At 74.4% G+C, this 25308-nt stretch carries 20 protein-coding genes; 5 read left to right on the top strand and 15 right to left on the bottom strand.

The window, feature by feature from the left end; genetic code table 11:
- Window positions 1-107: 107 nt before the first annotated feature.
- Window positions 108-1295, bottom strand: a complete 1188-nt coding sequence (locus LC193_RS27180) for an ROK family transcriptional regulator (protein WP_226078014.1) — start codon at window positions 1293-1295, stop codon at window positions 108-110.
- Between the two features lie 425 nt (window positions 1296-1720).
- Here LC193_RS27180 and LC193_RS27175 point away from each other — a divergent pair, with 425 nt between their 5' ends.
- The 3 genes from LC193_RS27175 to LC193_RS27165 all read left to right on the top strand — a co-directional run bounded on the left by LC193_RS27175 (window position 1721) and on the right by LC193_RS27165 (window position 6820).
- On the top strand, window positions 1721-2662 hold the full coding sequence (locus LC193_RS27175) for a phosphatase PAP2 family protein (RefSeq protein ID WP_226078013.1): 942 nt from the start codon (window positions 1721-1723) through the stop codon (window positions 2660-2662).
- A 138-nt stretch (window positions 2663-2800) separates the two neighbouring features.
- Window positions 2801-4048 (top strand): transglycosylase family protein, encoded by a 1248-nt coding sequence (locus LC193_RS27170; RefSeq protein ID WP_226078012.1) that lies wholly within the window; start codon window positions 2801-2803, stop codon window positions 4046-4048.
- 597 nt (window positions 4049-4645) lie between these two features.
- Window positions 4646-6820, top strand: a complete 2175-nt coding sequence (locus LC193_RS27165) for a putative bifunctional diguanylate cyclase/phosphodiesterase (protein WP_404819496.1) — start codon at window positions 4646-4648, stop codon at window positions 6818-6820.
- A gap of 28 nt (window positions 6821-6848) precedes the next feature.
- Here the strand turns inward: LC193_RS27165 and LC193_RS27160 are convergent, their stop codons facing one another.
- Complete coding sequence (locus tag LC193_RS27160) at window positions 6849-8012, bottom strand: anhydro-N-acetylmuramic acid kinase (RefSeq protein WP_226078011.1); 1164 nt, start codon at window positions 8010-8012, stop codon at window positions 6849-6851.
- A 163-nt stretch (window positions 8013-8175) separates the two neighbouring features.
- Here LC193_RS27160 and metG point away from each other — a divergent pair, with 163 nt between their 5' ends.
- Window positions 8176-9912 (top strand): methionine--tRNA ligase, encoded by a 1737-nt coding sequence (gene metG / locus LC193_RS27155; protein WP_226078010.1) that lies wholly within the window; start codon window positions 8176-8178, stop codon window positions 9910-9912.
- Between the two features lie 82 nt (window positions 9913-9994).
- Here the strand turns inward: metG and LC193_RS27150 are convergent, their stop codons facing one another.
- The 13 genes from LC193_RS27150 to LC193_RS27090 form a co-directional block, all read right to left on the bottom strand.
- Window positions 9995-11383 (bottom strand): sensor histidine kinase, encoded by a 1389-nt coding sequence (locus LC193_RS27150; protein WP_318842193.1) that lies wholly within the window; start codon window positions 11381-11383, stop codon window positions 9995-9997.
- A gap of 140 nt (window positions 11384-11523) precedes the next feature.
- Complete coding sequence (locus tag LC193_RS27145; RefSeq protein WP_226078009.1) at window positions 11524-12222, bottom strand: alpha-ketoglutarate-dependent dioxygenase AlkB; 699 nt, start codon at window positions 12220-12222, stop codon at window positions 11524-11526.
- A 290-nt stretch (window positions 12223-12512) separates the two neighbouring features.
- Window positions 12513-13571: a polyprenyl synthetase family protein gene (locus LC193_RS27140; RefSeq protein ID WP_226078008.1), complete on the bottom strand. Its 1059-nt coding sequence runs from the start codon at window positions 13569-13571 to the stop codon at window positions 12513-12515.
- Complete coding sequence (gene hpnE, locus LC193_RS27135) at window positions 13568-14992, bottom strand: hydroxysqualene dehydroxylase HpnE (RefSeq protein WP_226078007.1); 1425 nt, start codon at window positions 14990-14992, stop codon at window positions 13568-13570. The genes LC193_RS27140 and hpnE overlap by 4 nt, the downstream gene beginning before the upstream one ends.
- Window positions 14989-15918, bottom strand: coding sequence for a presqualene diphosphate synthase HpnD (gene hpnD, locus LC193_RS27130; RefSeq protein ID WP_226078006.1), 930 nt, complete (start codon window positions 15916-15918; stop codon window positions 14989-14991). Before hpnD ends, hpnE begins: the two co-directional genes overlap by 4 nt.
- 11 nt (window positions 15919-15929) lie before the next feature.
- Complete coding sequence (hpnC, locus tag LC193_RS27125; RefSeq protein WP_404819564.1) at window positions 15930-16847, bottom strand: squalene synthase HpnC; 918 nt, start codon at window positions 16845-16847, stop codon at window positions 15930-15932.
- A gap of 112 nt (window positions 16848-16959) precedes the next feature.
- Window positions 16960-17754 carry an ABC transporter ATP-binding protein gene (locus LC193_RS27120; protein ID WP_086157215.1) on the bottom strand — a complete coding sequence of 265 codons (795 nt, stop codon included), beginning with the start codon at window positions 17752-17754 and terminating at the stop codon, window positions 16960-16962.
- Window positions 17747-18661, bottom strand: a complete 915-nt coding sequence (locus LC193_RS27115) for an ABC transporter permease (protein ID WP_226078004.1) — start codon at window positions 18659-18661, stop codon at window positions 17747-17749. Before LC193_RS27115 ends, LC193_RS27120 begins: the two co-directional genes overlap by 8 nt.
- A gap of 80 nt (window positions 18662-18741) precedes the next feature.
- Window positions 18742-19587, bottom strand: coding sequence for a glycosyltransferase family 2 protein (locus tag LC193_RS27110; protein WP_226078899.1), 846 nt, complete (start codon window positions 19585-19587; stop codon window positions 18742-18744).
- A gap of 47 nt (window positions 19588-19634) precedes the next feature.
- Window positions 19635-20420, bottom strand: coding sequence for a CDP-alcohol phosphatidyltransferase family protein (locus tag LC193_RS27105; protein ID WP_226078003.1), 786 nt, complete (start codon window positions 20418-20420; stop codon window positions 19635-19637).
- Window positions 20398-21459 (bottom strand): iron-containing alcohol dehydrogenase family protein, encoded by a 1062-nt coding sequence (locus LC193_RS27100; RefSeq protein ID WP_226078002.1) that lies wholly within the window; start codon window positions 21457-21459, stop codon window positions 20398-20400. Before LC193_RS27100 ends, LC193_RS27105 begins: the two co-directional genes overlap by 23 nt.
- The gene (locus LC193_RS27095; protein ID WP_226078001.1) at window positions 21447-22217 is read right to left on the bottom strand and encodes a phosphocholine cytidylyltransferase family protein; all 771 of its coding nucleotides are present in this window, start codon (window positions 22215-22217) and stop codon (window positions 21447-21449) included. The genes LC193_RS27100 and LC193_RS27095 overlap by 13 nt, the downstream gene beginning before the upstream one ends.
- Window positions 22214-24052 carry a DUF5941 domain-containing protein gene (locus tag LC193_RS27090; RefSeq protein ID WP_226078898.1) on the bottom strand — a complete coding sequence of 613 codons (1839 nt, stop codon included), beginning with the start codon at window positions 24050-24052 and terminating at the stop codon, window positions 22214-22216. The genes LC193_RS27095 and LC193_RS27090 overlap by 4 nt, the downstream gene beginning before the upstream one ends.
- A 245-nt stretch (window positions 24053-24297) precedes the next feature.
- Between LC193_RS27090 and galE the strand changes: the two genes are divergently transcribed.
- Complete coding sequence (galE, locus tag LC193_RS27085; RefSeq protein WP_226078000.1) at window positions 24298-25272, top strand: UDP-glucose 4-epimerase GalE; 975 nt, start codon at window positions 24298-24300, stop codon at window positions 25270-25272.
- Window positions 25273-25308 lie beyond the last annotated feature (36 nt).

The following is a 25308-nucleotide window of genomic DNA, read 5'->3' as shown; positions in this document are numbered from 1 at the left end:
TGGCGGCTGTGCGCGGTGTGGGGGCGCGTCGGGGTGTGGTGCGCGGTGCCGGACGCGCGCGGGCACCGGGCGGGCCGTACTGCTCGGTGGGGGCGGCCCCGGGTCGGTCAGGTCGGGGTGTAGCTGAAGAGGTGGTCGCTGATCAGTCGGGCCGCGCCGGTGACGCCGGCGACCGGCCCGAGTTCGCCGAGGACGATGGGCAGGTTGCCGGTGGCCAGCGGGAGCGACTGCCGGTAGACCTGGGTGCGGATGGCGGCGAGCAGGGTGTGCCCGAGGCCGGTGACGCCGCCGCCGATCACGACGAGCGCGGGGTTGAAGAAGCTGACGAGGCCGGCGATGACCTGCCCGGCGCGGCTGCCGCCCTGCCTGATGAGGTCGAGCGAGGCGACGTCGCCCGCGGAGGCCGCGGCGGCCACGTCGGCCGCGGTGAGCGTGCCGGTGACGGCGAGGCGGGCCGCCAGTTCGGCGGAACGCCCGTCCCTGGCCGCCGCTTCCGCGTCCCTGGCGAGGGCGGCCCCGCCGAAGTACGCCTCCAGGCAGCCGCGGTTGCCGCAGGGGCACTGGCGGCCGTCGGCCTCGACCCGGATGTGCCCGATGTCCCCCGCGCTGCCGGTGGCGCCCCGGTGCACGGTGCCGCCGGCGACGATGCCGCAGCCGATGCCGGTGCCGATCTTCACGCAGATGAAGTCCTGCACCGAGTGGGCGACGCCGGCGTGCTGCTCGCCCAGGGCCATCAGGTTCACGTCGTTGTCCACCATGACCGGGCAGCCCAGCTCCTGGCCGAGCGCCTCGCGCACGGGGAAGCCGTCCCAGCCGGGCATGATCGGCGGCGCCACCGGGACCCCGTCGGGGAAGCGGACGGGTCCGGGGACGCCGATGCCGGCCCCGTCGAAGCGGTCGGCGAAACCGGCGTCGCGCAGCTTCGCGGCCATGGCGAGGACCTGCTCGAAGACCGCGACCGGGCCTTCCCTGACATCCATCGGCTCCGTCAGGTGGCCGAGGATGTCGAGTTCCGGTCCCGTGACGGCCACGTCGACCGACGTCGCGCCGATGTCGACACCGAGGAAGCGCAGGTTCGGGGCGAGCCGGACGTTGTGCGACCTGCGCCCGCCGCGGGAGGCGGCGAACCCGTCCCCCACCACGAGGCCGGTCTCCAGCAGCCGGTCGATCTCGACCGCGAGCTTGGACCGGGACAGCTCGATCAGGTCGCCGAGCTGGGCGCGGGAGCTTGGCCCGCCGTCGCGCAGCAGCCGAAGCAGCCGCGCCTGGTGCGCGTTCCCGGGCCGAGCCGTCATGCGCCTCACGCTGTCCCTCCCGCCACCGTCGGCATCGGGCGCCGGCGCGGGGCCCGCGCCGGGCTTGGGTGGGGAATCTAGCAGCGGCCCCGCGGGGTGGGAAGAAGTTCTGCACGGATCGCTTGAACTTTTCCCTCAACGAGGACAAAGCGGTGGTCATGATTCCGTGACCGCAGCGTGACCTGGGGCAACGCCCGCCCGCACACGCCCCCGGCGGACGACGGCGGCGCGCCTGCCGGAACGGGCCCACCCCGGCGCACACCCCCCGGCCTCCGGGGCGGAACGGGCGCGTGTGGCGGGGCGGGAGGCAGGGAAGGCGCACCGTAAACTCCATGCGGGGAACAGAAGATCGAAGCATGAACGACTGGGGTGTTCATGCCTTCATGACCGCGGTCCGCCAACCCCGCCACCGGGAACCAGCGCCTATGCCACGTACACGCGCGTTTCAGCGCCTCCTCACCACGCGCGCCGGGGAACGCCCCGCGCCCGCCGCCCGGCCGCCACTCATCCGCGAACTGCCGCTGGTCATCGCGCTCTACATGGCGTACAAGTTCGGCAGACGGGTCGCCAACGGGCAGTTCCAGGACGCCTACGACAACGCCGAGCTGGTGTGGGACCTGGAGCGCGCGCTCAGACTGCCGAGCGAGGCGTGGATACAGGACCTGGTGCTGAACAGCGAGCCGTTGATCCGCGCCATCAACGTGTACTACGCGACCGTGCACTTCCCCGCGATCGTCGTCTTCCTCATCTGGATGTACTGGCGCCGGCCGGGGCACTACCTCTGGGTGCGCTGGGTGCTCACCTGGCTCACCGCCGGCGCCCTCGTGCTCCACCTGCTGGTCCCGCTCGCGCCGCCCCGGCTGTTCGGCACCGCCGACATGATCGACACCGGCGAGGTCTACGGGCCCGCCGTGTACGACAAGCCGGAGCCGGACTCCATGGCCAACCAGTTCGCCGCGATGCCCTCGCTGCACGTCGGCTGGGCGGTCTTCATCGCCGTCGCGCTGATCGTGTCCTCCCGGGGCCGCCTGCGCTGGCTCTGGCTGCTGCACCCGCTGATCACGATCCTCGCGGTCGTCGCCACCGCCCACCACTACTGGATGGACGGCATCGTGGCCTGCGCGATCCTCGCCGCGGTCCTGCTGGTGCTGCGGCCCCCCGCCCTTCCCCCGGCCGCCGGCGCGGCCGTCCCCGCCGGGGCGGCTGTTCCCACCGGCGCGCCCGGGCCCGCGCAGCCGCCGGAGGCCGGGGAGCGGGACGGCGCCGCCCCCGGCGCGCGGGACGGGACCGCGGCCGGCTCGGGCGGCACCCGGGTGTCCGCGGGCACGGGCGACGCCCCGGGCGCTCCGGCGCAGAAGGATCCCTGACCCGCCGTCACACGTGACTCCCGGCTCCCTTGCCGCGCGCGACCCGGCGCCCATATCGTGGTGCCGCCGCACGACGCGCCCGATCCGCACGTGGGCCGACGGGGCGTCCCAGCACTCGGCCAGGGAGGGGACCCGCCCATGACCTCACGTGGACGTCACCGTCGTTACCGACCGAGTGCGGTGTCCCGCGCCTCGCTGACCGTCACCGCCTCGGGCGCGGGGCTCGCCATCCCGCTGCTGGGCGCCGGCGTCGCGGCGGCGGCCCCCGTCGACACCTGGGAGGAGGTCGCCGAGTGCGAGAGCAGCGGCCGGTGGGACATCAACACGGGCAACGGCTTCTTCGGCGGGCTCCAGTTCCAGCAGAGCACGTGGGAGTCCTACGGCGGCACCGCGTACGCGCCGCGCGCCGACCTCGCCACCCGTGACCAGCAGATCGCCGTCGCGGAAGAAGTCCTCGACGGGCAGGGCCCGCGGGCGTGGCCCGCGTGCGCGGCCGAGGCCGGCCTCACCCGTGACGGCGTGCGCCCCGACATCGCGCCCGCCGACGCTCCAGGGCCCGCCCCCACCGCGGAACGGGCGCCCGCGGCCGAGGAGTCCGCGACGCGGACGAGCACCCCGACCGGGCGCGGCGAGCGGGCGGGCGACCTGTACGAGGTGGTCCGCGGCGACACCCTGTCCGGCATCGCGAGCGCCAAGGACGTGCGCGGCGGCTGGCAGTCGCTCTACGAGCTCAACCGCAGGACCGTCGGCAGCGACCCGGACCTCATCCTGCCGGGGCAGCGGCTCGCGCTGCGCGCACCGGCCGACGGCGGCACGGAGGAGCAGGAGCGGGAGGCCGCGGAGCCGCGCGAGGAGCCGGCCGCCGAGGAACCGCGCGAAGCACCGGAACCCGAGCCGGCGCCCGAGCCGGAACCCGAGCCCGAGCCCGAGCCGGCCGAGCAGCCGCAGGGCGAGCGCGAGGAGCAGCCCGCCGAGGCGGCCCCCGCCTACACCGCGCCGGTCAGCGCGGGCACCGGCACCGCGTACCGATCCTCGGGCGGCTCCTGGTCCCTCGGCTACCACACGGGCGTCGACTTCCCCGTGCCGACGGGCACATCCGTGAAGTCGGTGGCGGCCGGCACCGTCGTCTCGGCGGGCTGGGCCGGCTCGTTCGGCTACGAGGTCATCGTCCGGCACCCCGACGGCCACTACAGCCAGTACGCGCACCTCTCGGCCATCTCCGTGTCCGAGGGCCAGTCCGTCACCACGGGCCGGCAGGTGGGGCGCGCCGGTTCCACGGGCAACTCCAGTGGCCCGCACCTGCACTTCGAGATCCGGACGGGAGAGGGCTTCGGTTCAGACGTCGACCCGGTCGCCTATCTGCGCGGACACGGCGTCTCGCTCTGACGACCGATCACATCGCGCCACCCGTGGCGTGATCACGGCGGTCGGGCGCGCACCCATTACCGGACAGATGGACAGGTAACCGTCCCGCAGAACGATGTTGCTCCGCTGTTTCCTTCCCCGATCTGCCGCCGGGTCAGTAGTCTCGACCGCCTGAGGCCACATCGAGCATATGCAGGGGACATTGGAGACGCCGATGGAACGTTCCGCCTGGGCGCCGCCCGGCGTCGGTCCGTCCGGCCTCCTCCCGCCCCGCACGCGTGCCCTCCCCCCGGGCGGGCCCGGCGGCTCCCTGGCCCGCCGCACGGCGGCCCCCGCGCTCCCCGGCCCGGTGGGCGGCGCGCCCGCCCACCGGCAGGACCGCGCCGCCCGGCAGGTCGCCCCGCCGCCGGCCGCCGTGCCGCACCGCCCCGGCGGTGAACGCCGCCGGAGCGACGCGACGCCGCGCTCGCGCTCCCGCGCGCGGTCCGCGCGCTTCTTCGACCGTTTCCATCACGACGCCCCGGGCGTGGTCCCGTTGCCCGAAGGGCGGCCCGACGCGCCGCCCGACGAGGAGGGTCCCATGGCCCACGGCGGTTTCGCGGAAGTAGGACGCACAGGGTGACATCCTCGCCACCGGGGCCGACCGGCCACCATCGCACCGGAACGGGTCAGGAGCCGTCCGCCGGCCTGCGCCGTTTCACCGCCCTCTGGGCCCGCGCCGTCCATCCCCGCGCCCTCACGTCGCTGCCGGTACCGGAGTTCGAGGCGGTGCTGCTGCCGCTCGCCCGCCGACTGGCCGACGCGCTGGGCGCCGCGCGCTTCGACCCCGCGCCCGGCCGGGCCGTCGGCGCCGCGCTCGTCGACGCCCGCTGCCCGGCCGACGCGCTCCCGAGCGTTCTCGGCGTGATCGACTCGGGGCTGGTCGCGCACTGCGGGCCGCCGCCGGGGCCGGACCGGCCGGCGCCCGAAGAACTGCGCGCCCGCTGCACACGGCTCCAGCACGCCGTGTCCGCCGGCTTCGCCCGGGCCCTCCAGGAGCGCACGAGGACCGAGCAGGAGGCGGTCTCGCGCGCCGCGCTCGCCGCGCGGACGGAGATGACCGACGCGCTGCACGAGAGCGAGGCCCGGTTCCGCGCGGTGTTCAAGGGCGCCGCGCTCGGCATCGGCATCGCCGACATGGACGGCACGATCATCGACGTCAACGACGCGCTCGGCCAGATGTTCGGCAGCACAGAGGAGCAGGTGCGCAGCCGCAACGTGCTGGAGTGGGCGAGCCCGGACGACCGCCCCGAGGCGTGGCGCATGCTGGAGGAGCTGATGCGCGGCACCCGGGACCACTACCAGGTCGAGAAGTCCTACCACCGTTCCGACGGCACGATGCTGTGGACGAACCTGACGGTCTCGCTGCTGCGCGACCCGGCCGGCGGACCCCGTTACCTGCTGGCCATGATGGAGGACGTCACCGAGCGGCGCCTGCTGACCCTCCGCCTGCGCTACCAGGCGACCCACGACGCGCTGACCGACCTGCCCAACCGCTCCCTGTTCTTCGAACGGCTGGAACAGGCACTGGACCGCGGCGGGCAGGGCACGGCCAGGATCGGCCTGTGCTACCTGGACCTCGACGGCTTCAAGGCCGTCAACGACAGCCTCGGCCACGCCGTCGGCGACCAGCTGCTGATCGCCGTCGCAGAGCGCCTCCAGCGCTGCGCCTCGGGGCCCGGGCAGCTGCTCGCGCGCATCGGCGGGGACGAGTTCGTCGCGCTGGTGATCGACCCGCCGGACCGGCGGGCCGTCACCGACCTCGCGGAGCGGGCGCTCGACGCGCTCTCCTCGCCCGTCGAGGTCGGCGGCCGGGAGCTGCTGGTGCGGGCCAGCATCGGCGTCGTCGAGGGCCCGGCACGCCACCTGACGTCGGCCGAGGTGCTGCGCAGCGCCGACATCACGATGTACCGCGCGAAGGCGGAGGGCGGCAACCGCTACGCCGTGGCCGACCCGGACTCCGACGCCAGGGCGATCAGCCGCCACCACCTCACGCACCACCTGCCCGCGGCGCTCAAGGGCTGCGAGTTCTTCATCGAGTACCAGCCGCTGGTCAGGATGGGGGACGGCAGCCTCGAAGGCGCCGAGGCCCTGGTGCGCTGGAGCCACCCGCGGCACGGCGTGCTGGGCCCCGACCGGTTCATCCCGCTCGCGGAGCACACGGGGCTGATCGTGCCGCTGGGCCAGTGGGTGCTCAAGGAGGCCGTGCGGCAGGCGTGCCAGTGGCAGGTCCGCGGCATCGGGGGCACCAGGCCGCTGAAGGTGAACGTCAACCTCTCGCCGCGCCAGCTGCACCACCCCGACCTGGTCGACGACACGGTCACGGTGCTTGAGGAGTCCGGGCTCGACCCGAGCGCGCTGTGCCTCGAAGTCACCGAGACGGCCATGGTCAGCGCCGACGAGAGCGAGCTGCGGCCGTTGCGCGAGCTGGCCGAGTACGGCGTCGGGATCGCGCTCGACGACTTCGGCACCGGCTACTCCAACCTGGCCAACCTGCGCCGCCTGCCCGCCAGCACGCTCAAGCTGGACCGCTCCTTCACCCAGGGCCTGCAACGGGACCCCGCGGACCCGGTCGACCTGAAGATCGTGGAGGGCATCGTCTCGCTGGCCCACACGCTCCAGCTGTCCGTCACCGTGGAGGGCGTGGAGACCTCCGTGCAGGCGGAGCAGCTGCGCGACCTCGGCTGCGACTCGGCCCAGGGCTGGTACTACGCCCGCCCTGGGCCGCCGGAACGCCTGCCGGAAGCCGTCTGAGCCCGGCCGTGCCGCGCGACCGGAGCCGTCAGGGCACCACGCGCAGTCGCCGCGGCGGCTCGGCGCGCGGCCGGGGCAGCACCAGCGGTCCGGCCCCCGGGGTGAGGGAGCCGAGCAGCGCGGGCGCCGCCGCGCCGGTGGCCGAGGGCACGGAGCCGGCCAGGCCGTGGGCGGTGAGGAAGCCGAGCAGCGCGAACAGGTACGCCTCCTTCGCCTGCCCCGGCAGGCCGAACCGCTCGACGGGAACGACCCGCGCGGGCGCCGCGAGCGCCCGGACGCGGTCCATCAGGACCGGGTTGCGCACCCCGCCGCCCGAGACGACCAGTTCGGTGAGCCCGTGCGTGCGGCAGGCGGCCCCGACCAGGCGCGCGGTGAGCTCGGTGACGGTGGCGGCCAGGTCGTCGTCCGCCGGGCGCCGGCCGAGTCGGCGCAGCAGGCCCGCGAGGTACCCGGCGTGGAACAGCTCCTTGCCGGTCGACTTCGGCGGCGGCAGCCGGTAGTAGGGCTCGGCGAGGAGCAGGGCGAGCAGGCCGGGGTCGGCGGTGCCGCGCGCGGCGCGGGCTCCGCCGGTGTCCATGCGTTCGGCTCCCCCGCTCGCCTCCGCGGCCACCGCGTCGATCAGCGCGTTCGCCGGGCCGATGTCGTAGGCGACGATGCCGCCCGCGGCGTCTCCGACCGTGATGTTGGCGATGCCGCCGAGGTTCAGCGCACCGCGCCCCGTGCCGTCCGTGCCGGTCAGCAGGAGCAGGGCGTCGAGCGTCGCGGCGAGCGGCGCGCCCTGCCCGCCCCCGGCGATGTCGCGGGTGCGCAGGTCGGAGACCACGGGCAGTCCTGTGGCCTCGGCGATCCAGGCCGCCGCGCCGAGTTGGAGCGTTCCGCGGGCGCGGCCGCCGGCCACCCAGTGGTAGACGGTCTGGCCGTGCGAGGCCACGAGATCGGCGCGCCCGCGCGCGAGCCCGTCGTTGGCGCGGGCGGCGACCCGGCCGAAGAACTGGCCGAGCCGGGTGTCGAGGCGGCAGACCTGTTCGAACGTGGTCGCCGCGGGCGGCAGGCAGGCCGCCAGCTCCTCCCGCAGCCGCGCCGGGTAGGGCTCGGTGTGCAGTCCCGCGGGCCGCAGGACGAGGTCATGGCCGTCGAAGGCGAACTCCGCGACGGCGGCGTCCACGGCGTCCAGCGACGTGCCGCTGAGCATGCCGATCACCCGCCACGGCCGGTCAGGGGAAAACCTGGTGGGGCCGCCGTCCGGCGGCTCGGTAGGATGAGTGAAGCCCATAAACGTGATCCGTCGCCCTTCGCGGCCTTCTCACGGCACTCACGGCTCATTGTCTCTTCTCACCCCATTGGAGCATCCGAGGATGGCCCGACACCTCATCACCAGTGCGCTGCCCTACATCAACGGGATCAAGCACCTGGGGAACATGGTGGGCTCGATGCTCCCCGCCGACGTGTACGCGCGCTACCTGCGCGGGCGCGGTCACGACGTGCTGTACATCTGCGCGACGGACGAGCACGGCACGCCCGCCGAGCTGGCCGCCAAGGCGGCCGGTCTGCCCGTCGCGGAGTTCTGCGCGCGGCAGCACGAGGCGCAGAAGGCCGTGTACGACGGGTTCGGCCTGCGTTTCGACCACTTCGGCCGGACCTCGTCCGCGCAGAACATCGAGATCACGCAGCACTTCGCGCGCCGGCTCCACGAGAACGGGTTCATCGAGGAGCGCTCCACGCGCCAGGTGTACTCGCTCGCCGACGGCCGCTTCCTGCCCGACCGCTACATCGTGGGCACGTGCCCGTACTGCGGCTACGAGGCGGCGCGCGGCGACCAGTGCGAGAACTGCACCCGCGTGCTCGACCCGACGGATCTGCTGGAGGCGCGCTCCGCGGTGAGCGGCAGCACCGAGCTTGAGGTGCGGGAGACCACGCACCTGTTCCTCCTCCAGTCGAAGCTGGAGCGCGAGGTGGAGGCGTTCGTGGACGCCGCGGGCGAGGAGTGGCCGACGCTGTCCTCCTCGATCGCGCGCAAGTGGCTGACCGAGGGCCTGCACGACCGGGCGATCACGCGCGACCTGGAGTGGGGCGTGCCGGTCCCCGCGGACGTGTGGCCCGAGCTCGCGGCCGAGGGCAAGGTGTTCTACGTGTGGTTCGACGCCCCGATCGGCTACATCGGCGCCACCAAGGAGTGGGCGGACGCGGCCGGCGCGGGCGAGGAGCGGGACTGGCGCGCGTGGTGGTACGACGCGGACGCGTCCGTGCGGTACACGGAGTTCATGGCCAAGGACAACGTGCCGTTCCACACGGTGATGTTCCCCGCCACCCAGCTGGGCACCCGGGAGCCGTGGAAGAAGGTCGACGTCGTCAAGTCGTTCAACTGGCTGACGTACTACGGCGGCAAGTTCTCCACCTCGCAGAACCGGGGCATCTTCGCCGACGCGGCGCTCGACGTGCTGCCGGCCGACTACTGGCGGTACTTCCTGATCGCGGGGGCGCCCGAGTCGGACGACGCGTCGTTCTCCTGGGAGCTGTTCGCGTCCGTCGTCAACAAGGACCTGGCCGACACCCTGGGCAACTTCGTCAACCGGGTGCTGACGTTCTCGCGCAAGCGCTTCGGCGACCAGGTGCCCGCGGGGCACGCGGCCGGCGAGGCCGAGGAGCGGCTCGGTGCGGAGATCGCCCGGCTGCTCGCCGAGTACGAGGAGCACCTGTCGGCGCTCCAGTTCCGCAAGGCGGCGTTCGCGCTGCGCGCGCTGTGGAGCGCGGGCAACTCCTACCTGGAGGAGAAGGCGCCCTGGCAGCAGATCAAGACCGACCAGGACGCCGCCGCGCTCACGCTGCGCACCGCGATGAACCTGATCGACCTCTACGCGGTGGTCTCCGCGCCGGTCATCCCGTTCACCTGCGAGACGCTGCGCTCGGTGTTCGCCACGGGCGCGGGAGGGGACGGGGAGCGCACGGACGGCTGGGTGACGGCGGAGGCCGCGCGTTCGCTGGACAGCGTGCCGGCCGGGACGGACTTCACGGTGCCCCCGGTGCTGTTCGCCAAGATCACCGATGACGACCTTGAGGGCTTCAGGCAGCGCTTCGGCGGCGAAGCCGGCTGACACGGCGCCCACGGGGCACCGGGCCTCCTCCGCGCGGCCCGGCGTCCCGCCGCGGCACCGGCCCGAGGACGCCGCCGGCCGGTCAGGCCTCGGCGTCCTCCGGCCGTCCCGCGGGCCCGGGCGACGCGGCGATCAGCCCGGGGGCCGGGTCCTCCTCGTCCCCGCCCGGCCCCGGCACCAGCGAAGGACGGCGCGTCAGGGGCGCGCGCGGCAGGCCGTCCCGCGGTGCCGCCTCGATCGCCCGGATGGCACGCCCCCGCACGTGGCCGGCATCGGAGTCGTCGCCCAGCAGGTCGGACGGCAGCATGAGAACGGCCTGCACGCCGCCGTAGACGTTGCTCTGGAGCTGCACGACGATGTCGTGGCGCCGCGCGAGGGTGGCGACGACGAACAGGCCCACCCGGCCGTCCTCAAGCAGGTCGGTCACGTCGGCCCGCTCGGCGCCCGCCAGCACCGCGTTCATCCGCACCTGCTCCGCCGGGGTCATGCCCAGGCCCCGGTCCTCGACCTCGATGGCGATCCCGGCGGCGACGCGCTGCACGCGCAGGAGCACCTGGGTCTGCGGGGCCGAGAACTCCGTGGCGTTCTCGACCAGTTCGGCCAGCAGGTGGATGACGTCGGCGACGGCGTGACCGCGCACACTGCCCTCGATCGGTGGCACCAGCTTGACCCGGGAGTAGTGCTCGACCTCGGCGACGCAGGAACGCAGCACCTCCGACATCCCGACCGGGCGGCTCCACTGGCGGCGCGGCACCGCGCCGCCGAGCACGGCGAGATTCTCGGCGTGCCGGCGCACGCGGGTGGCCAGGTGGTCGACGTGGAAGAGGCCTTTCAGCAGTTCCGGGTCCTCGACCTCCTCCTCCAGCTCCTCCAGGTACTCGATCTGCCGGTGCACGAACGACTGCAACCGCCGCGCCAGGCTGACGAACACCTCGACGCGCTCGTCCTCCCCGCCTCTGACCAGGGACGATGCTTGGAAGACGGCGGACTCGGCGGCGTGCTGCGCGGCCTCGATCTCGTGCCGCAGCTGATCGAGCTGGTCCTCGGCGGGCTCCGCGGGGGCCGGGCCCTCCGGCGGCTTGATGCGTTCGCCGCGCTCCACCTTGACCAGCAGCGCCTGGAGTTCCACACGTCCGCGGGCCGCCTGGCGGCGCAGGCCGGTCAGCCGCGCGCCGTGGGCCCGTGCCTCGCCGGCGGCGCGGATCGCCGCTCCGGCGACGACGGCGCAGACCAGCACCAGGGCCGTGGCGAGCACCGTCCAGACGGGGCAGCTGCCCCGCCCGGTCCCCGGGCCGCCCCGGGCCAGCACGTAGACGAGGGCCGCGGTCGCGATCACGGCGACCAGCACGGCGGGGAGCACGGCCAGGCGCAGCAGGCGGCGTCTGGTTCCCGGCTCCCCGCCGCCCGGCTCGCCGAAGGCCAGCCGACTGTGGCGGGGCGCGCCTGCCCCGTGGCGTGGCTGCTCAGGCATGGGTGTCCTTATCGGGCGGGTCAAGTGGGTGCAAGGCCACGCTATGCGTCAACAGGTAGGCGAACGGGCACAGTTCCGGCAATCGCCACCCCACGCCAGCTCCCAACGAGTGAATGCGCCGGGCCCGGCCTTGACCGGCTTCACGCCTGGGGGACCCCGTCCTCCGGGGCGCCGAATCCGGAGACACGCACAGTGACGTTGAGCCTGCCGCTGAGCCCGAGGCCGGCCGGCGCGCTGCCCGGCCGGGTGCGCGGCACGCCGTGGTAGGCGAGCCGGGACGGCCCGCCGAAGACGAACGCGTCGCCGCTGCGCAGCTCGATGTCCTGCCACGGGCGGCCGCGCCCCTCGGGGGTGCCGAACCGGAAGACGCACGTGTCGCCGAGGCTGAAGGACACCACGGGCGCCGACACCCGTTCGTCGCTGTCGCGGTGCATGCCCATCCGGGCGTCCGGGCCGTAGAAGTTGACGAGGGCGATGTCGAACGGGAGGGCGGCGGGGGCGTACGCGGCGGCGTCCACGCCCGGGCCCGCGTCGGCGACCGCCCGCGCGGCCCAGGCGCCGAGCCAGGCGGGGAACGGCTTGACCGGCGCGCCGTCGCCGTCGACGACGGTGCGGGCGTAGCCGTAGGGGTACCAGTGCCAGCCGAGACTGACCTGCTCGACGGACATCCGGCCGCCGTTCGGCATGAGGACCGTGCGCAGCCCGGCGGGCGGCAGGGCCCACGCGCGGCAGGCGGCGAGCAGGTCCGCGGAGCGCTCCCGGCCGAGCCAGCCGGGGAGGTGCACGGCGCCCGGGGCGATCTCGACCCGTTCCCGCGGGAACAGCGTGTCTTCGTCCATGTGTTCATCCTCGCCCATGGGCCCGCGTACCGGCCGGCCGTGCCATGGGGGCGGGCTCGATCACCGGCGGCGGGCCGCCCGGGGCGCGGTGCCGCTGGGGGCACCCGGCGCGTGCGGGCACTCGGCTTCGGCAAGGCCGCGAACCGGGAACGCGGAGGGACGACCGTCGGCCTGGCCGGCGTGCGGCACGTGGACCTGCCGCCGCACGGGCGGCGGAACGGGGGCGGCCGTGCGGCGCCCCGCTCAGGGCCCGGGCCGACCGGCCCGCGCGGCCGAACGGGCGGAGTGCGTCACTTCTGGCGGACCACGACGAAGTCGGCGAGCGCGGTCAGCCGCTCCCTGACGGGGGCGGGCACGTCGACGCGGTGCAGGGCGGCGACGGCCGCGTCGTACTGGCGGCGCGCCTCGCCCTCGGTCCAGACCCGGCCGCCGGCCTCCTCGATCAGCGCCGCGCGGGTGGCGAACTCCGCCTCGTCGAAGTCGTCGAACTCCTCCTGCGTCTTCTTCGCGTCGGCCGTGAGCAGCGCCGTCAGCCGTTCGGCCGCCGGGCCCCGCGCGGCCTGCGCCGCCACCACGGGCAGCGACTTCTTGCGCTGCCGCAGGTCGCTCCAGGTGCGCTTGCCCGTGCTGCGCGGGTCGCCCCAGATGCCGAGCAGGTCGTCGACGGCCTGGAAGGCCAGGCCGAGGTGCTGGCCGTACAGTTCGAGGCTCTCGGCCAGGGCGTCGTCGGCGCCGCCCAGGATGGCGCCGATGGAGGCGGCGCAGGCCAGCAGCGCGCCGGTCTTGTTGCCCTCCATCTCCAGGCACTCGGCGACGGTGACGTGCTCCCTGTGCTCGAAGGCGATGTCCTGGGCCTGGCCGTCGACGAGCCGGCGGCTGGCCGCGGCGAGCCGCCGGGCCGCGCGGGCGGCGCCGGCGGTGCCGGGGGCGAGGATCACCTCGTTGGCCAGCGCGAAGAGGGCGTCGCCGACCAGGATGGCCTGCGCGGGGCCGTGCACCTTCCACACGGTGTCGCGGTGTCTGCGCTGCTCGTCGCCGTCCATGAGGTCGTCGTGCAGCAACGAGAAGTTGTGCACCAGTTCGACCGCGACGGCGCCGGGCACGCCGGTCTCGGGCGCGGCGCCCGCGGCCTCCGCGGACAGCAGGGCGAGCGCGGGCCTGATGGCCTTGCCGCTGTCGCTCGCGGCGGGCCTGCCGTCGGCGTCGATCCAGCCGAAGTGGTAGGCGGCGACGGTGTTCATCGGCGGGGCGAGCCGGCCGACGGCCTCCCGCAGGGCGGGCGCGGCCAGGGCCCGCCCGCGTTCCAGCAGCGCCGGTACGGCGCCGTCCGTATGGGCTGGCTGGTTCACGCGCTCTCCTCAGCAGTGGTGTGTTCGGGGGCCGGGCCGCCGGCGAGCACCGCCCTGGCCGCCGCGTGGCCGCTGCGGACGGCGCCCTCCATCGTCGCGGGCCACCCCGTGGCCGTCCACGCGCCGGCCAGGTAGAGGCCGGCGGCCCGGGTCCGCGGCCCGGGCCGCAGCCGCCCGACCCCGGGGGCCGGCGCGAAGGTGGCGGCGCGCTCCCGGGTGACGAAGAAATCGGTGACCCGCGCCCGCGCCGCACGCGGCAGCAGCCTGGCCAGTTCCGGCAGGTAGCGCTTGCGCAGCACGTCCGTGGGCAGCTGGATCTCCTCGCCCGCCGCCGACTGCGACAGCGCGAGGTACTGGGGCCGCCCGGGCCCCGGCGCGCCGAGCCCCGCGGGGCCGCCGCGGTCGAAGATCCACTGCACGGGGCTGCCGAGCGCGGCGAGGAACGGGCGGCGCAGGACCTGCCGGTCGTAGACGACATGGACGTTGAGGATCGGCGCGGTGCCGATGTGCCGCAGGCCGCCCGGGTCGGTCATGGCGCCCGCGGGCAGCAGGCGGGCGGCGACGTCGTGGGGCGCGGCCAGCACGACGGAGTCGGCCGTCAGCTCGTGCGCGGCCCGCGGCAGGCCGCGCGGCGCGGCGACGGTGACGTGCCAGCCGCCGCCGCGGGCGGGGGCGAGGCGGCGGGCGCGCGTGCTCAGCAGGGTCGTGACGCCCGCCCGGTCCAGGGCGGCCCTGGCCCTGGTGTCGTGCAGCTCGCCGAGCGGTGCCCGCGGGATGCCGAGGTCGGCCGCGCCCGGCGCGGTGAGCAGGCCGGTGCGGAAGACCATCGCGGCAAGACCGAGCGAGACGTCGCCGGCGCGGGCGTTGAGGGTCGCGACGCCGATGAGGTCCCACAGCGCGGCCACGGCGCGGTCGGTCTGGCCGTGCCGGCGCAGCCAGGCCGCGAAGTCCTGCCGGTCCAGCCGCGGGTCGTCCGGGTCGAGGGCGCGCAGCGCGAGCGTGGCGCGGGCCGCGGCGGCGCGTTCCCCCGGGGAGAGGTGCGGGTAGCGGGCGAGGCTGCCGGCCAGGTGCAGCGGAACGGGCAGCCCGGTGCGCCGGATGCGGCCGAGGCGGCCGGTGGCGGCGTCGAGCACGGGCACGTCGAGGCGCGGTTGCAGCGGGGCGAGCGCGGCGGCCCCCACCCGCTGGAGGAAGCCGCGGTAGGCGGTGCAGCAGCGCAGGTAGACGTGCTGGCCGTTGTCGACGGTGAGCGGTCCGGCCGGCGAGTCGCGGCGGAAGGAGAACGCGAGCCCGCCCAGCCGCGGCCGTGACTCGACCAGCGTGACGGCCCGCCCGGCGTCGGCGAGCGCGAGCGCCGCGGTGGTACCGGCGAGGCCGCCCCCGATCACGATGGTGTGCCCGGGGCGCCGCGTGCTGGTCACAGCGGCTCCCGCCGGGCGGCGCGGCGTGCGTCGAGGCCGGTGAGGCCGCGGGCGGCGACGAGTGCCTTGTGGCCCGCGGGCAGGGTGACGCGACCGCGCAGCACGGCGCGCGGCTCGGCCTCGATGCGGTCCAGGAGCCGGTGGTAGATGCCGGCCATGGTGGTGACGCAGGCGCCGGAGCGGCGGTCGAGCAGGGGCAGCAGCCGGGAGCCCCGGACGAACAGCTCGCGGGCCCTGCGGACCTCGAAGCGGATCAGCCCGGTGAAGTCGGCGTCCCGGCCGGGGGCGACCACGTCGGGCCCCTCGGGGCAGCCGAACTTCCGCAGGTCCTCGGCGGGCAGGTAGACGCGACCGCGCTCGGCGTCCTCGCGGACGTCGCGAAGGATGTTCGTGAGCTGGAGGGCCAGGCCCAGGGTGTCGGCGTACTCCTCGGCGCGTTCCGTGCCGGGCGCGCCGGGCCTGACGCCGAAGACGCCCAGGGAGAGGCGGCCGATGGTGCCGGCCACGCGGGTGCAGTAGAGCCGCAGGTCCTCCCACGTCTCGTAGGTGTGGCCGCGCACGTCCATCAGGACGCCGTCGATCAGCTCGTCGAGCGCGTCGAGCGGGATGGGGAAGCGGCGGCCCGCGTGCGCGAGGGCGACCGCGACGGGGTCGGTGTCGTCCTCGGGCACCGCGCCGTCGCGGACCCGGGCCAGCATGGCGCGGCCCGCGGCGAGCCGTTCCTCCTTGGCCTCGGGTGCCAGGTCGCCGTCGCCGATGTCGTCGACGCGGCGGGCGAAGGCGTACACCGCCGTGAGGGCCCGCCGCTTGGGCGCGGGCACGAGGCGGGCGCCGTAGCTGAAGTTCCGCGCGTGCTGCTCGGCGATGCTCTCGCAGTACCGGTAGGCGGCGACGACGGCAGGAGGCAGGGGTGAACGGGTGGTCACGGCCTCGAAGCTCACGTTCCTCTTCGCAGTGTCGTGGCCGCCGCGTACAGCAGTCCGCCCTTGGACGCCCGCGGTGGCCCGGCCAGGACGTCGTACCCGGCGTCCTCGATGGCCCGCGCGGCGGCGTGGCCGCCGCCGATGAACCCGGCGAGCAGCAATCGCAGCCGCCCGGACACTCCGGACATCAGGGGCGCGCCCTCTTCGAGCAGCCTACGTGCCCGGTCGGTCAGGTATGCCACCAGGGTGCGCACGGAAGCGTTCGCGGTGGGCGCGGCGAGGTCGGCTTCGGTCACAAAGAAGCGGTCCATGACATCGGCGGGAAGGTAGATCCGGTCCCTCGCGAGGTCCTCCGCGACGTCCTGGAGGTGCTCGATCAGCTGGAGCGCGGTGCACACGGCGTCGGAGCGGCGGATCCGCTCGGGCGTGGCGGTGCCGGTGACGGCCAGCACGAGGCGGCCGACGGGGTTGGCGGAGAGTTCGCAGTAGCCGAGGAGGTCCGCGTACGTGGCGTAGCGGCGGACGCGCTGGTCGACGCGGTTGGCCTCGATGAGGTCGAGGAACGGCCCGGGGGCGAGCCCGGAGCGCCGCACGGTGGGGATCAGTTCGCGCAGCAGCGGGTGCCGGGGCGGGGTGCCGCCGGTGGCGCTGGCGAAGACGCGGCGGAGGTCGGCCTCGACGGCGTCGAGCAGGAGCAGGCGGTCCGCGGCGCCCGCCGGGTCGACGCCCAGGTGCGCCGCGTCGGCGCCGCCCGGGGCCAGGTCGCCGTCGCCGATGTCGTCGACGAGGCGGGCGAAGCCGTAGAGGGCCATCAGGTCCTCGCGCCAGGCCGCCGGCAGGAAGCGGGGCGCCACAGGGAAGTTCTCGTGCGCGGCCTTGGCCAGGACGGCTCGGCCGCCGTCCGGCCCGGCGTCGCTGTGCTCGGCCGTCAGCACGGGCGGTCCGTCGTCACCATTGCCCTCATGCCTACTCTTTTACCCTATGGTCGGACAATCGCCCGTGCCGGACACGCGTTCCGGCACGGGCGGTGACCGCGTGCCCGGCCTACTTGCCGGTCTCTTCCTCGTACGCCTTGAGCACCTGGTCGGTGGGCCCGTCCATGACCAGTTCACCCTTCTCCAGCCACAGCACCCGGTCGCAGGTGTCCCTGATCGACTTGTTGTTGTGGCTGACGAGGAAGACGGTGCCGGCCTCGGCGCGCATCTCGCGCACCTTGGCCTCCGAGCGGCGCTGGAACTTCTTGTCGCCGGTGGCCAGCGCCTCGTCGATCATGAGCACGTCGTGCTCCTTGGCCACGGCGATGGAGAACCGCAGCCTGGCCTGCATGCCGGAGGAGTAGGTGCGCATCGGCAGGCTGATGAAGTCGCCCTTCTCGTTGATGCCGGAGAAGTCGACGATCTCCTGGTAGCGGCCCTTGATCTCGTCCCTGGACATGCCCATGGCCAGGCCACCGAGGATGACGTTGCGCTCGCCGGTGAGGTCGTTCATCAGGGCGGCGTTGACGCCGAGCAACGAGGGCTGCCCGTCGGTGTAGACCTTGCCGCGCTCGGGCGGCAGCAGGCCCGCGATCGCGCGCAGCAGGGTCGACTTGCCCGAGCCGTTGCTGCCGATGAGGCCGATGGCCTCGCCGCGGTAGGCGACGAAGCTGACCCCGCGCACCGCGTGCACCTCGCGCATCTTGAAGCCGCGCTCGCGGCGCACCATCCGGCGCAGCGCGGCGGTGGCGGTGCCCCGGCCGCCGCCGCCGTGGACGCGGTAGACGATGTGGAGCCCGTCGGCGATGACCGTGGGCACGCGCTGCCCGCCCGGTCCTCCGGTGGAGATGTCCTGTTCAGCCACGACCGTACCGCTCCTCCGCCTTCCAGAAGTACACGAAGCCGCCGATGCCGACGACGAGCGCCCAGCCGAGCCCGAAGAGCCAGGTGACCGGCTCGATGCTGTCCCGGTAGGTCCCGTCGATGAGCGCGTAGCGCACCAGGTCCATGTACACGGCCGCCGGGTTGGCCGCGAGGACGTCCGCGACCCAGAGCGGCCACTCGGCGCGCTTCTCCACCATGTAGGCCAGGGGGAACATCACTCCGGAGGCGTACATCCAGGTGCGCAGCACGAACGGCATCAGCTGGGCCAGGTCGGGGGTCGCGCTGCCCAGCCGGGCGAAGAACAGGGCGAGACCGGTGTTGAAGACCAGTTGCAGCAGCAGCGCGGGGATGACCAGCAGCCAGTTGAACTCGGGGAAGTGCCCGAACGCGACCACGATGGCGAACAGGATCACCATCGAGAACAGCAGCTGCTGGAGCTGCTGGAGGGACAGCGAGATCGGCAGCGAGGCGCGCGGGAAGTGCAGGGCCCGCACCAGGCCCAGGTTGCCCGAGATGGACTTCACTCCCGACATCACGGAGTTCTGCGTGAAGGTGAAGACGAAGACCCCGGTCACCAGGAACGGGACGTACTCGTCGTTCTCCATGTCGCCGCGCCCGTCGAGCAGCAGCCCGAAGATCAGGTAGTACACCAGCGCGTTGAGCAGCGGGGTGAGCACCTGCCAGATCTGGCCGAGCTTGGCCTGGCTGTACTGGGCGGACAGCTTCGCCTGGGAGAAGGCGACTATGAACTGCCGCCGCCCCCACAGCTGCCGCACGTACCCCGGCAGGGAGGGCCGGGCACCACTGACGGACAGGCCGTGACGGGCCGCGAGTTCGGCCAGTGGTACATCACGGGGGGGCGCACTGTCGTGCGTGGTCTCACTCACTTGAACTCTCGTCCTCGCAGGGCACAAGCTGGAAGATGCCGCGGTGCGGCGGCTACTGGATGTTCTCAGACCCGAGCTTGTCAGATGACAGGAGGTCGTCCGAGCCGGGTCAGGCGCCATACCGTACGCCAACGCATCGGCCTGCGGGGCCCGCAGGGCGTCCGCCAGCCTTCCACGAAGCCGCCGAACCACGCGGCGAGCGCCGGCCGCGACGGCCTGCGCAGCAGGGTCAGCAGCAGCCAGTTCATGAGGTAGACGGGCACCAGGGGCAGGGGCAGGTTGCGGCGGGCCAGCCACACCCGGTTCCTGGCGATCATGCGGTGGTACACGGCGTGCCGGGACGGCGCGGTCGCGGGGTGGTGCAGCACGAGGTCGGCGCGGTAGTCGATGTGCCAGCCGGCGTCGAGCGCCCGCCAGGCCAGGTCGGTCTCCTCGTGCGCGTAGAAGAAGTTGTCCGGCAGGCCCCCGACCTGCTGGAAGACGTGGGTGCGCACGGCGTTCGCGCCCCCGAGGAAGGTGGTGACCCGCGAGGAGCGCAACGGGTCGGAGGCGCGCAGCCGCGGCACGTGCCGGCGTTGCGTGGTACCGCTCTCGGGATCGGTGATGCGGAAGCTGACGATGCCGAGCTGGGGATCGGCCTCGAAGGCGGCCCGAACCGTCTCTGCCACGTTTTTGTCTGGAAGTCGACCATCGTCGTCCAGAAACAGCAGCACGTCGACCTCGCTGCCCCCGGGGCCGAACGCCTCGATGCCGACGTTGCGCCCGCCGGGGATGCCGAGGTTCTGCGGCAGTTCGAGACTGCGCACGCCGGGTGGCAGGCCGGGCAGCCGGGCACCGTTGCCGACGACGACCACGTCGATGGCCGCGCCGTCCTGTGCGGCCACCGAGTCGAGCAGCGCCCGCAACGCCTCGGGCCGGTCGCCCATGGTCAGGATGACCGCGCCGAGTCTGAGCTGCGCCGTACCCACCACACTCACCTCAGCCTGCTCGACGCCAGGACGGACACCAGGTGCAGGAGAGTCTGCACGAGCGCGACGGCGGCCAGCAGGGCCACGCCGAGGCGGGTGAAGAACAGGTCACCCCTGGCCAGGTCGAGTACCGCCACCAGGAGGATCAGCAGCGACGCCTCGACGCCGCCGACCAGCCGGTGGAACTTCAGGGCCGCGGCGGCTCTGCGCGCCAGCGCGAGCCCCGAGGAGCGGGGTATGGCCGCGTCGTCCCGGGCCGCCGGGAGCCCGCCGCGGGTCCGCGCGACATCGACCAGGTCGGTCTCGGCCTTGATCAGGATGGCGCCGAGCGCGGCGAGCGTGCCGAGGAACGCCCAGAGCCAGTTCGGGGCGGCCTCCTCGGCGGCGAACACGTCGGCGGCACGCACCCCGAAGCCCACCAGGAGCGCCGCCTCGGCCAGGTAGTGGCCGACCCGGTCCAGGTAGACACCGGTGATGGAGGTCTGGCCGCGCCAGCGCGCGACCTCGCCGTCGACGCAGTCGAGCAGGAGGTAGAGCTGGATGAGCAGCGCCGCGGCCACCGCCCCGGCGAGGCCGGGGACCAGCAGCGCGGCGCCGGCCGCGACGCCGGCGACGACCATCAGGTAGGTGAGCTGGTTCGGGCTGATCCGGGTGTTCACCAGGTGCCGGGTCCAGCGCAGCGAGATCTCCCGCATGTACAGGCGCCCGGCCCAGTGCTCACCGCTGCGCCGGTCCTTCACCCCCGGGGGGTGCACGACCGGCCGGAGTTCAGCTACCGATGGTTTTGACATAGTCCGCGTACGCGTCCCTGATCTGGTCGGTGGACAGGTCGAGGTGTTCGAGAATGGTGTAGCGGCCGGGCCTGGTCTGCGGGGCGAACGCCACCGCGGCCACGAATTCGTCGGTGCTGAACCCGATGTGGCCCGGCAGCACGGGCAGCCCGTGGCGGCGCAGCGTGTCGGCGATCAGGCCGCACTGGTCGACGGCCCCGCGCAGGTGCATCGCGAACGCGGCCCCGAGCCCGACCTGCTCCCCGTGCGGCGCGGAACGCCGCGGGTGGAGTACGTCGAGGGCGTGCGAGATCTCGTGGCAGGCACCGGAGGACGGCCGGGTGTGGCCGGCGATGGACATCGCGATACCGGAGAGCACGAGCGCCTCGGACAGCACGGTCAGGAACGCGTCGTCGCCGCAGTCGCCCGGGTGCCGCAGCACGGCCTCGCCCGCCTGCCTGGCCATGGCGGCGGCCAGGCCGTCGATCTGCTCCCCGGTCTCGCGGTGGGACAGCTCCCAGTCGGCGATCGCCGAGATGTTGGACACGGCGTCCCCGATGCCGGAGCGCACGTAGCGCACGGGCGCGCGGCGGATCACGTCGAGGTCGATGACCAGGGCGATCGGCGTGGGCACGCCGTAGGAGCCGCGTCCCGCGTCGTTGTCGAGCGTGGACACCGGGGAGCAGATGCCGTCGTGCGACAGGTTGGTGGCCACGGCCACCATGGGCAGCCCGACCCGGGCGGCGGCGTATTTCGCCGCGTCGATGATCTTGCCGCCGCCCAGCCCCACCACGGCGTCGTAGTGGCCTGGGCGCATCGCGTCGGCCAGCTGCACCGCGGCGTCGATGGTGCCCCCGGCGACCTCGTACCAGTCGGCGCCCGGCAGGGCCGGGGCCAGCCGGTCGCGCAGGGCCGCGCCCGAGCCGTTGCTGATCGCGACGGCGAGCCGCCCCGATGAGGAGATCCGCTGGTCGGCAAGCAGGCCCGCCAGGTTGTCCAGGGCCCCCGCCATGATGTCGACCGAGACGGGGGACGGGATGAGGCGGGTCAGTACCGGCACGCGATCTCCCGCCCTCGCGCGAGGTCGTCGTGGTTGTCGATCTCGACCCAGCTGACGTCCCCGATGGCGGCGGTGTCGATGCGGAAGCCGCGGTGGACCAGCTCCTGGTAGCCGTCCTCGTAGTACAGCTGCGGGTCGCGTTCGAACGTGGTGCGCAGCGCGTCGGCCAGCGGGGCCGCGGCCCCCGGCTCGATGAGCGTGACGCCGATGTACTCGCCGGTCGCCTCGGCGGGGTCCATCAGCTTGGTGATGCGCCGTACGCCCTTCTCCGGGTCGGCGACGACCTTCATCTCCTCGTCGGCCAGCTTCTTCACGGTGTCGAGCGCCAGGATGACGCGCCCCGTCCCCGCCCCCGGGCCGCCCGCCGCCTGCGCGGCCAGCAGGGTGCGTTCCACCGACGGGGGGTGGACGGTGTCGCCGTTGGCAAGGATCACGCCCTCCTCGATGACCTCGCGGGCGCACCACAGGGAGTAGGCGTTGTTCCACTCCTCGGCCCGGTCGTTGTCGATGAGGGTCAGCCGCACCCCGTAGCTGCGCTCCAGGGCGTCCTTGCGCTCGTACACGGCCTCCTTCCGGTAGCCGACGACGATGGCCGCCTCGGTGAGACCGACCTCGGCGAAGTTCGCCAGGGTGAGGTCGAGGACCGTTCTGCCGTTCTCGCCTTCCGCGTCGATGACCGGCACCAGTGCCTTGGGCAGGGTGTCGGTGTAGGGGCGAAGACGCCGTCCGGCGCCGGCGGCCAGCACGAGGCCGATCATGCGGGTTCTCCTGTTTCGTCGTGTACGGCCGGTGCCTGGGCCGAGATCCAGAAGCGGATGCTCTCGCCAAGCACCAGGAACGCCGTGGCCCCGCCAAGGACCGCGAGCGCGACGGTGAAGCCCTGTCCGCCGGCCCACAGGGCGGCGGCGGCGGAGACCACCAGGACCCGCCCCTCGTGCCCGCCGGTGACCAGGACCAGCCGGCGGGGGGGTGCCCCGGCGCCGCCCCTGAGGCGGTACACCGTGTCGTAGTGATGGTAGGCGCAGGCGGCCACCAGGCAGAAAGCCGCCGGCAACGCTCCGTTTACCCCCGATTCCGCGGCGAGCACGAGGATCGCGAGGTACTCGCCGCCGCGGAACAGCGGCGGCAGCACCCAGTCGAACGGCCTGACCAGCGGCGCCGCCGTCGCGCGCCCGGCGCACACGGCGTAGGCGAGGGCCGCCGCGACGGCCGCCCAGCCGCCGGCCACTCCCGGCACCAGCAGCAGGCCGACGAGCAGCGCGGTGCCGGCCGCGGCCCACAGCGGCGCGGTGAACGCGCTGCCCGCGGGGCGCGGGCGGACGCGGGCCGCGGCCTCGGCGAGCGGGCCGTTGTCCGCGAGGCCGCCGAGCGCGGCGGCCGTGCCGGGCCCGCCGCCGGGCAGGCGGCGCGAGCGCAGCAGGCGGCCCGCGGTGGTGTAGCAGGCGGCGAAGCCGGCTGCCACGAGCAGGACGACGAAGGTCGCGCGGGGCGTGGTGAACGCGGTGAGCAGGGCGATCAGCGCCCAGCGTTCACCGATGGGCAGCACGATCATGCGGCGCAGCCAGACCGTCCAGCCGATCCGGTCGAGGCGCCCGGACAGGGCGGTGGCGCCGGCCGCGCCGCCGGGAGCGGGCGGGTGCGCCTCGTTGAACGCGAAGTCCACGATGTGCCGGCAGGTCTGGAGGACCATGGCGCCGAGCGCGAGGGCCCACACGTCGTCGCCCCCGCGGGCGGCGCCGAGCGCCAGGCCGGCGTAGTAGGCGTACTCCTTGGCCCGGTCGAACGTGGCGTCGAGCCACGCGCCGAGCGTGGAGTACCGCAGGGCGTAGCGGGCCAGCTGGCCGTCGGCGCAGTCGAGGACGAACGAGAGCAGCAGGAGCAGGCCCGCGGCGACGAAGCCGCCCCTGGTCCCGGTGGCGGCGCAGCCGGCGGCGATCAGGGCGGTGACGAGCGAGGCCGTCGTGACCTGGTTCGGTGTGAGGCCGCGGCGGGCGCACCAGCGTGCGAGGTGGCGGGAGTAGGGGCTCACGAAGTGGGTGGTGAAGAAGCCGTCCCTCGCCTTGACCGCGGAGCGCAGCCGCACGGCCTCCTCGTCGACGGCGGCCACGTCCGCCTCGGCCCCGGCCCGCTGCTCCGCCGTCTCGGGCACGGCGGCGACGAGGGTGCCGAGTTCGGGCCGGTGCGGCGGCGAGCCCGCGGCGGTGAGGCGTGCGGCCAGCTCTTCGGGGAGGCAGGTGCCGGCCGGCGGCGCGGCCACGGCGCGGCCGTGCGTTCCGGTCGGCGGCCCGGGCGCCGGTGCGGCCTCGGCCACCGCGGCGGCCAGGGCGGCCCGCCCCTCGGGGAGCGCGGTCACGGCGCCCGGCAGGGCCGCGACCGGGAACCGGGGATCGGTGAGGCCGAGGCGGAGGCTGTGCAGGTGGCCGACGAAGCGCGGGTCGACGACCGCGACGCGGCGGCCGGGCGGGACGGCCGCGAGTTCCGCCGCCAGGCCGGCCGCCGTGTCCAGGACCAGGACGGAGAAGCCCAGCTCGCGCAGGTCGCTTTCGAGGGGCGACCCGGGCGGGGGCGGACCGGTGAGGATGGCGGTCGACAGGTGACTCACTCCTTGGGGCAGAACCGTCGGCACGGCTGCACGTCGGCAGAGATTATCTGATGACCACCACACGGAAAGAATGGCGTTGACCCCAAGAAACCCCGAGTTCATGTCCGGCGCCCCGCGCGGCGGTCACCGCGACCCTATGTGACGCCACCGACACGGCGGGCGACAGGAGAGCGCGGGGCCGGGGCGGGCCCGCGCCCCCGGCGTCCGACGGGTTCCCCCGGGGTTAGGGTGCCCTCATGAGCTGGCTGATCACCGGGGGTGCCGGGTACATCGGGGCACACGTCGTGGAGACCATGCGCGCCGCGGGCGAACGCGTGGTGGTCCTCGACGACCTCTCCTCGGGCCGCGCCGGCCGGCTGCCGGCTGACGTGCCGCTGGTGCGCGGCTCAATCCTCGACCGGGGGCTGCTCGACACGACGCTGGCCGAGCACGGGGTGCGCGGGGTGGTGCACCTGGCCGCGAAGAAGCAGGTGGCCGAGTCGGTGGCCGAGCCGCTCGCGTACTACCGGTCCAACGTCCACGGCCTGACCGTCCTGCTCGACGCGGTGGTGGCGGCCGGGGTGCGGGAGTTCGTCTTCTCCTCGTCGGCCGCCGTGTACGGCACGCCGGAGACCGGCACGGTCACCGAGGACACGCCCTGCCGCCCGCTGAGCCCCTACGGGGAGACGAAGCTGGCCGGCGAGTGGCTGGTGCGGGCCGCCGGGCGGGCGCACGGCATCGCGACGGCGTGCCTGCGCTACTTCAACGTGGCCGGGGCGACCCGCCCCGAGCTGGCGGACGCCGGGGCGGCCAACGTCGTCCCCATGTTCTTCGAACGGATCGCGGCCGGGCGGCCCCCGGAGATCTTCGGCGCCGACTACCCCACGCCGGACGGCACCTGCGTGCGCGACTACGTGCACGTGGCCGACCTCGCCGACGCGCACCTGCTCGCCGCCCGCCACCTGGCCGACGCCGCGCCGGGCGCCGACCTCACGGTGAACGTCGGCACGGGCCGCGGCGCCTCGGTGCGGGAGCTGGCCGCCCTGGTCGCGGACGTCACCGGGTTCGCCGGACCCCCGCGCGTCGCCGGGCGGCGGCCGGGGGACCCGGCACGGGTGGTGGCCTCGGTCGAACTGGCTCGCGAGCGCCTGGGGTTCACGGCCCGCCGCGGACTGCCCGACATGGTCTCCTCGGCCTGGGAGGGCTGGCGCCGCACGCACGGCGGCCTGTAGCTCTCCACCATTGCCGCACGTCGGAGCACCCGGCGC

This window comes from Streptomyces marincola, assembly GCF_020410765.1.
Lineage (GTDB): Bacteria > Actinomycetota > Actinomycetes > Streptomycetales > Streptomycetaceae > Streptomyces > Streptomyces marincola.
This window is presented reverse-complemented; position numbering and strand designations above follow the sequence as displayed.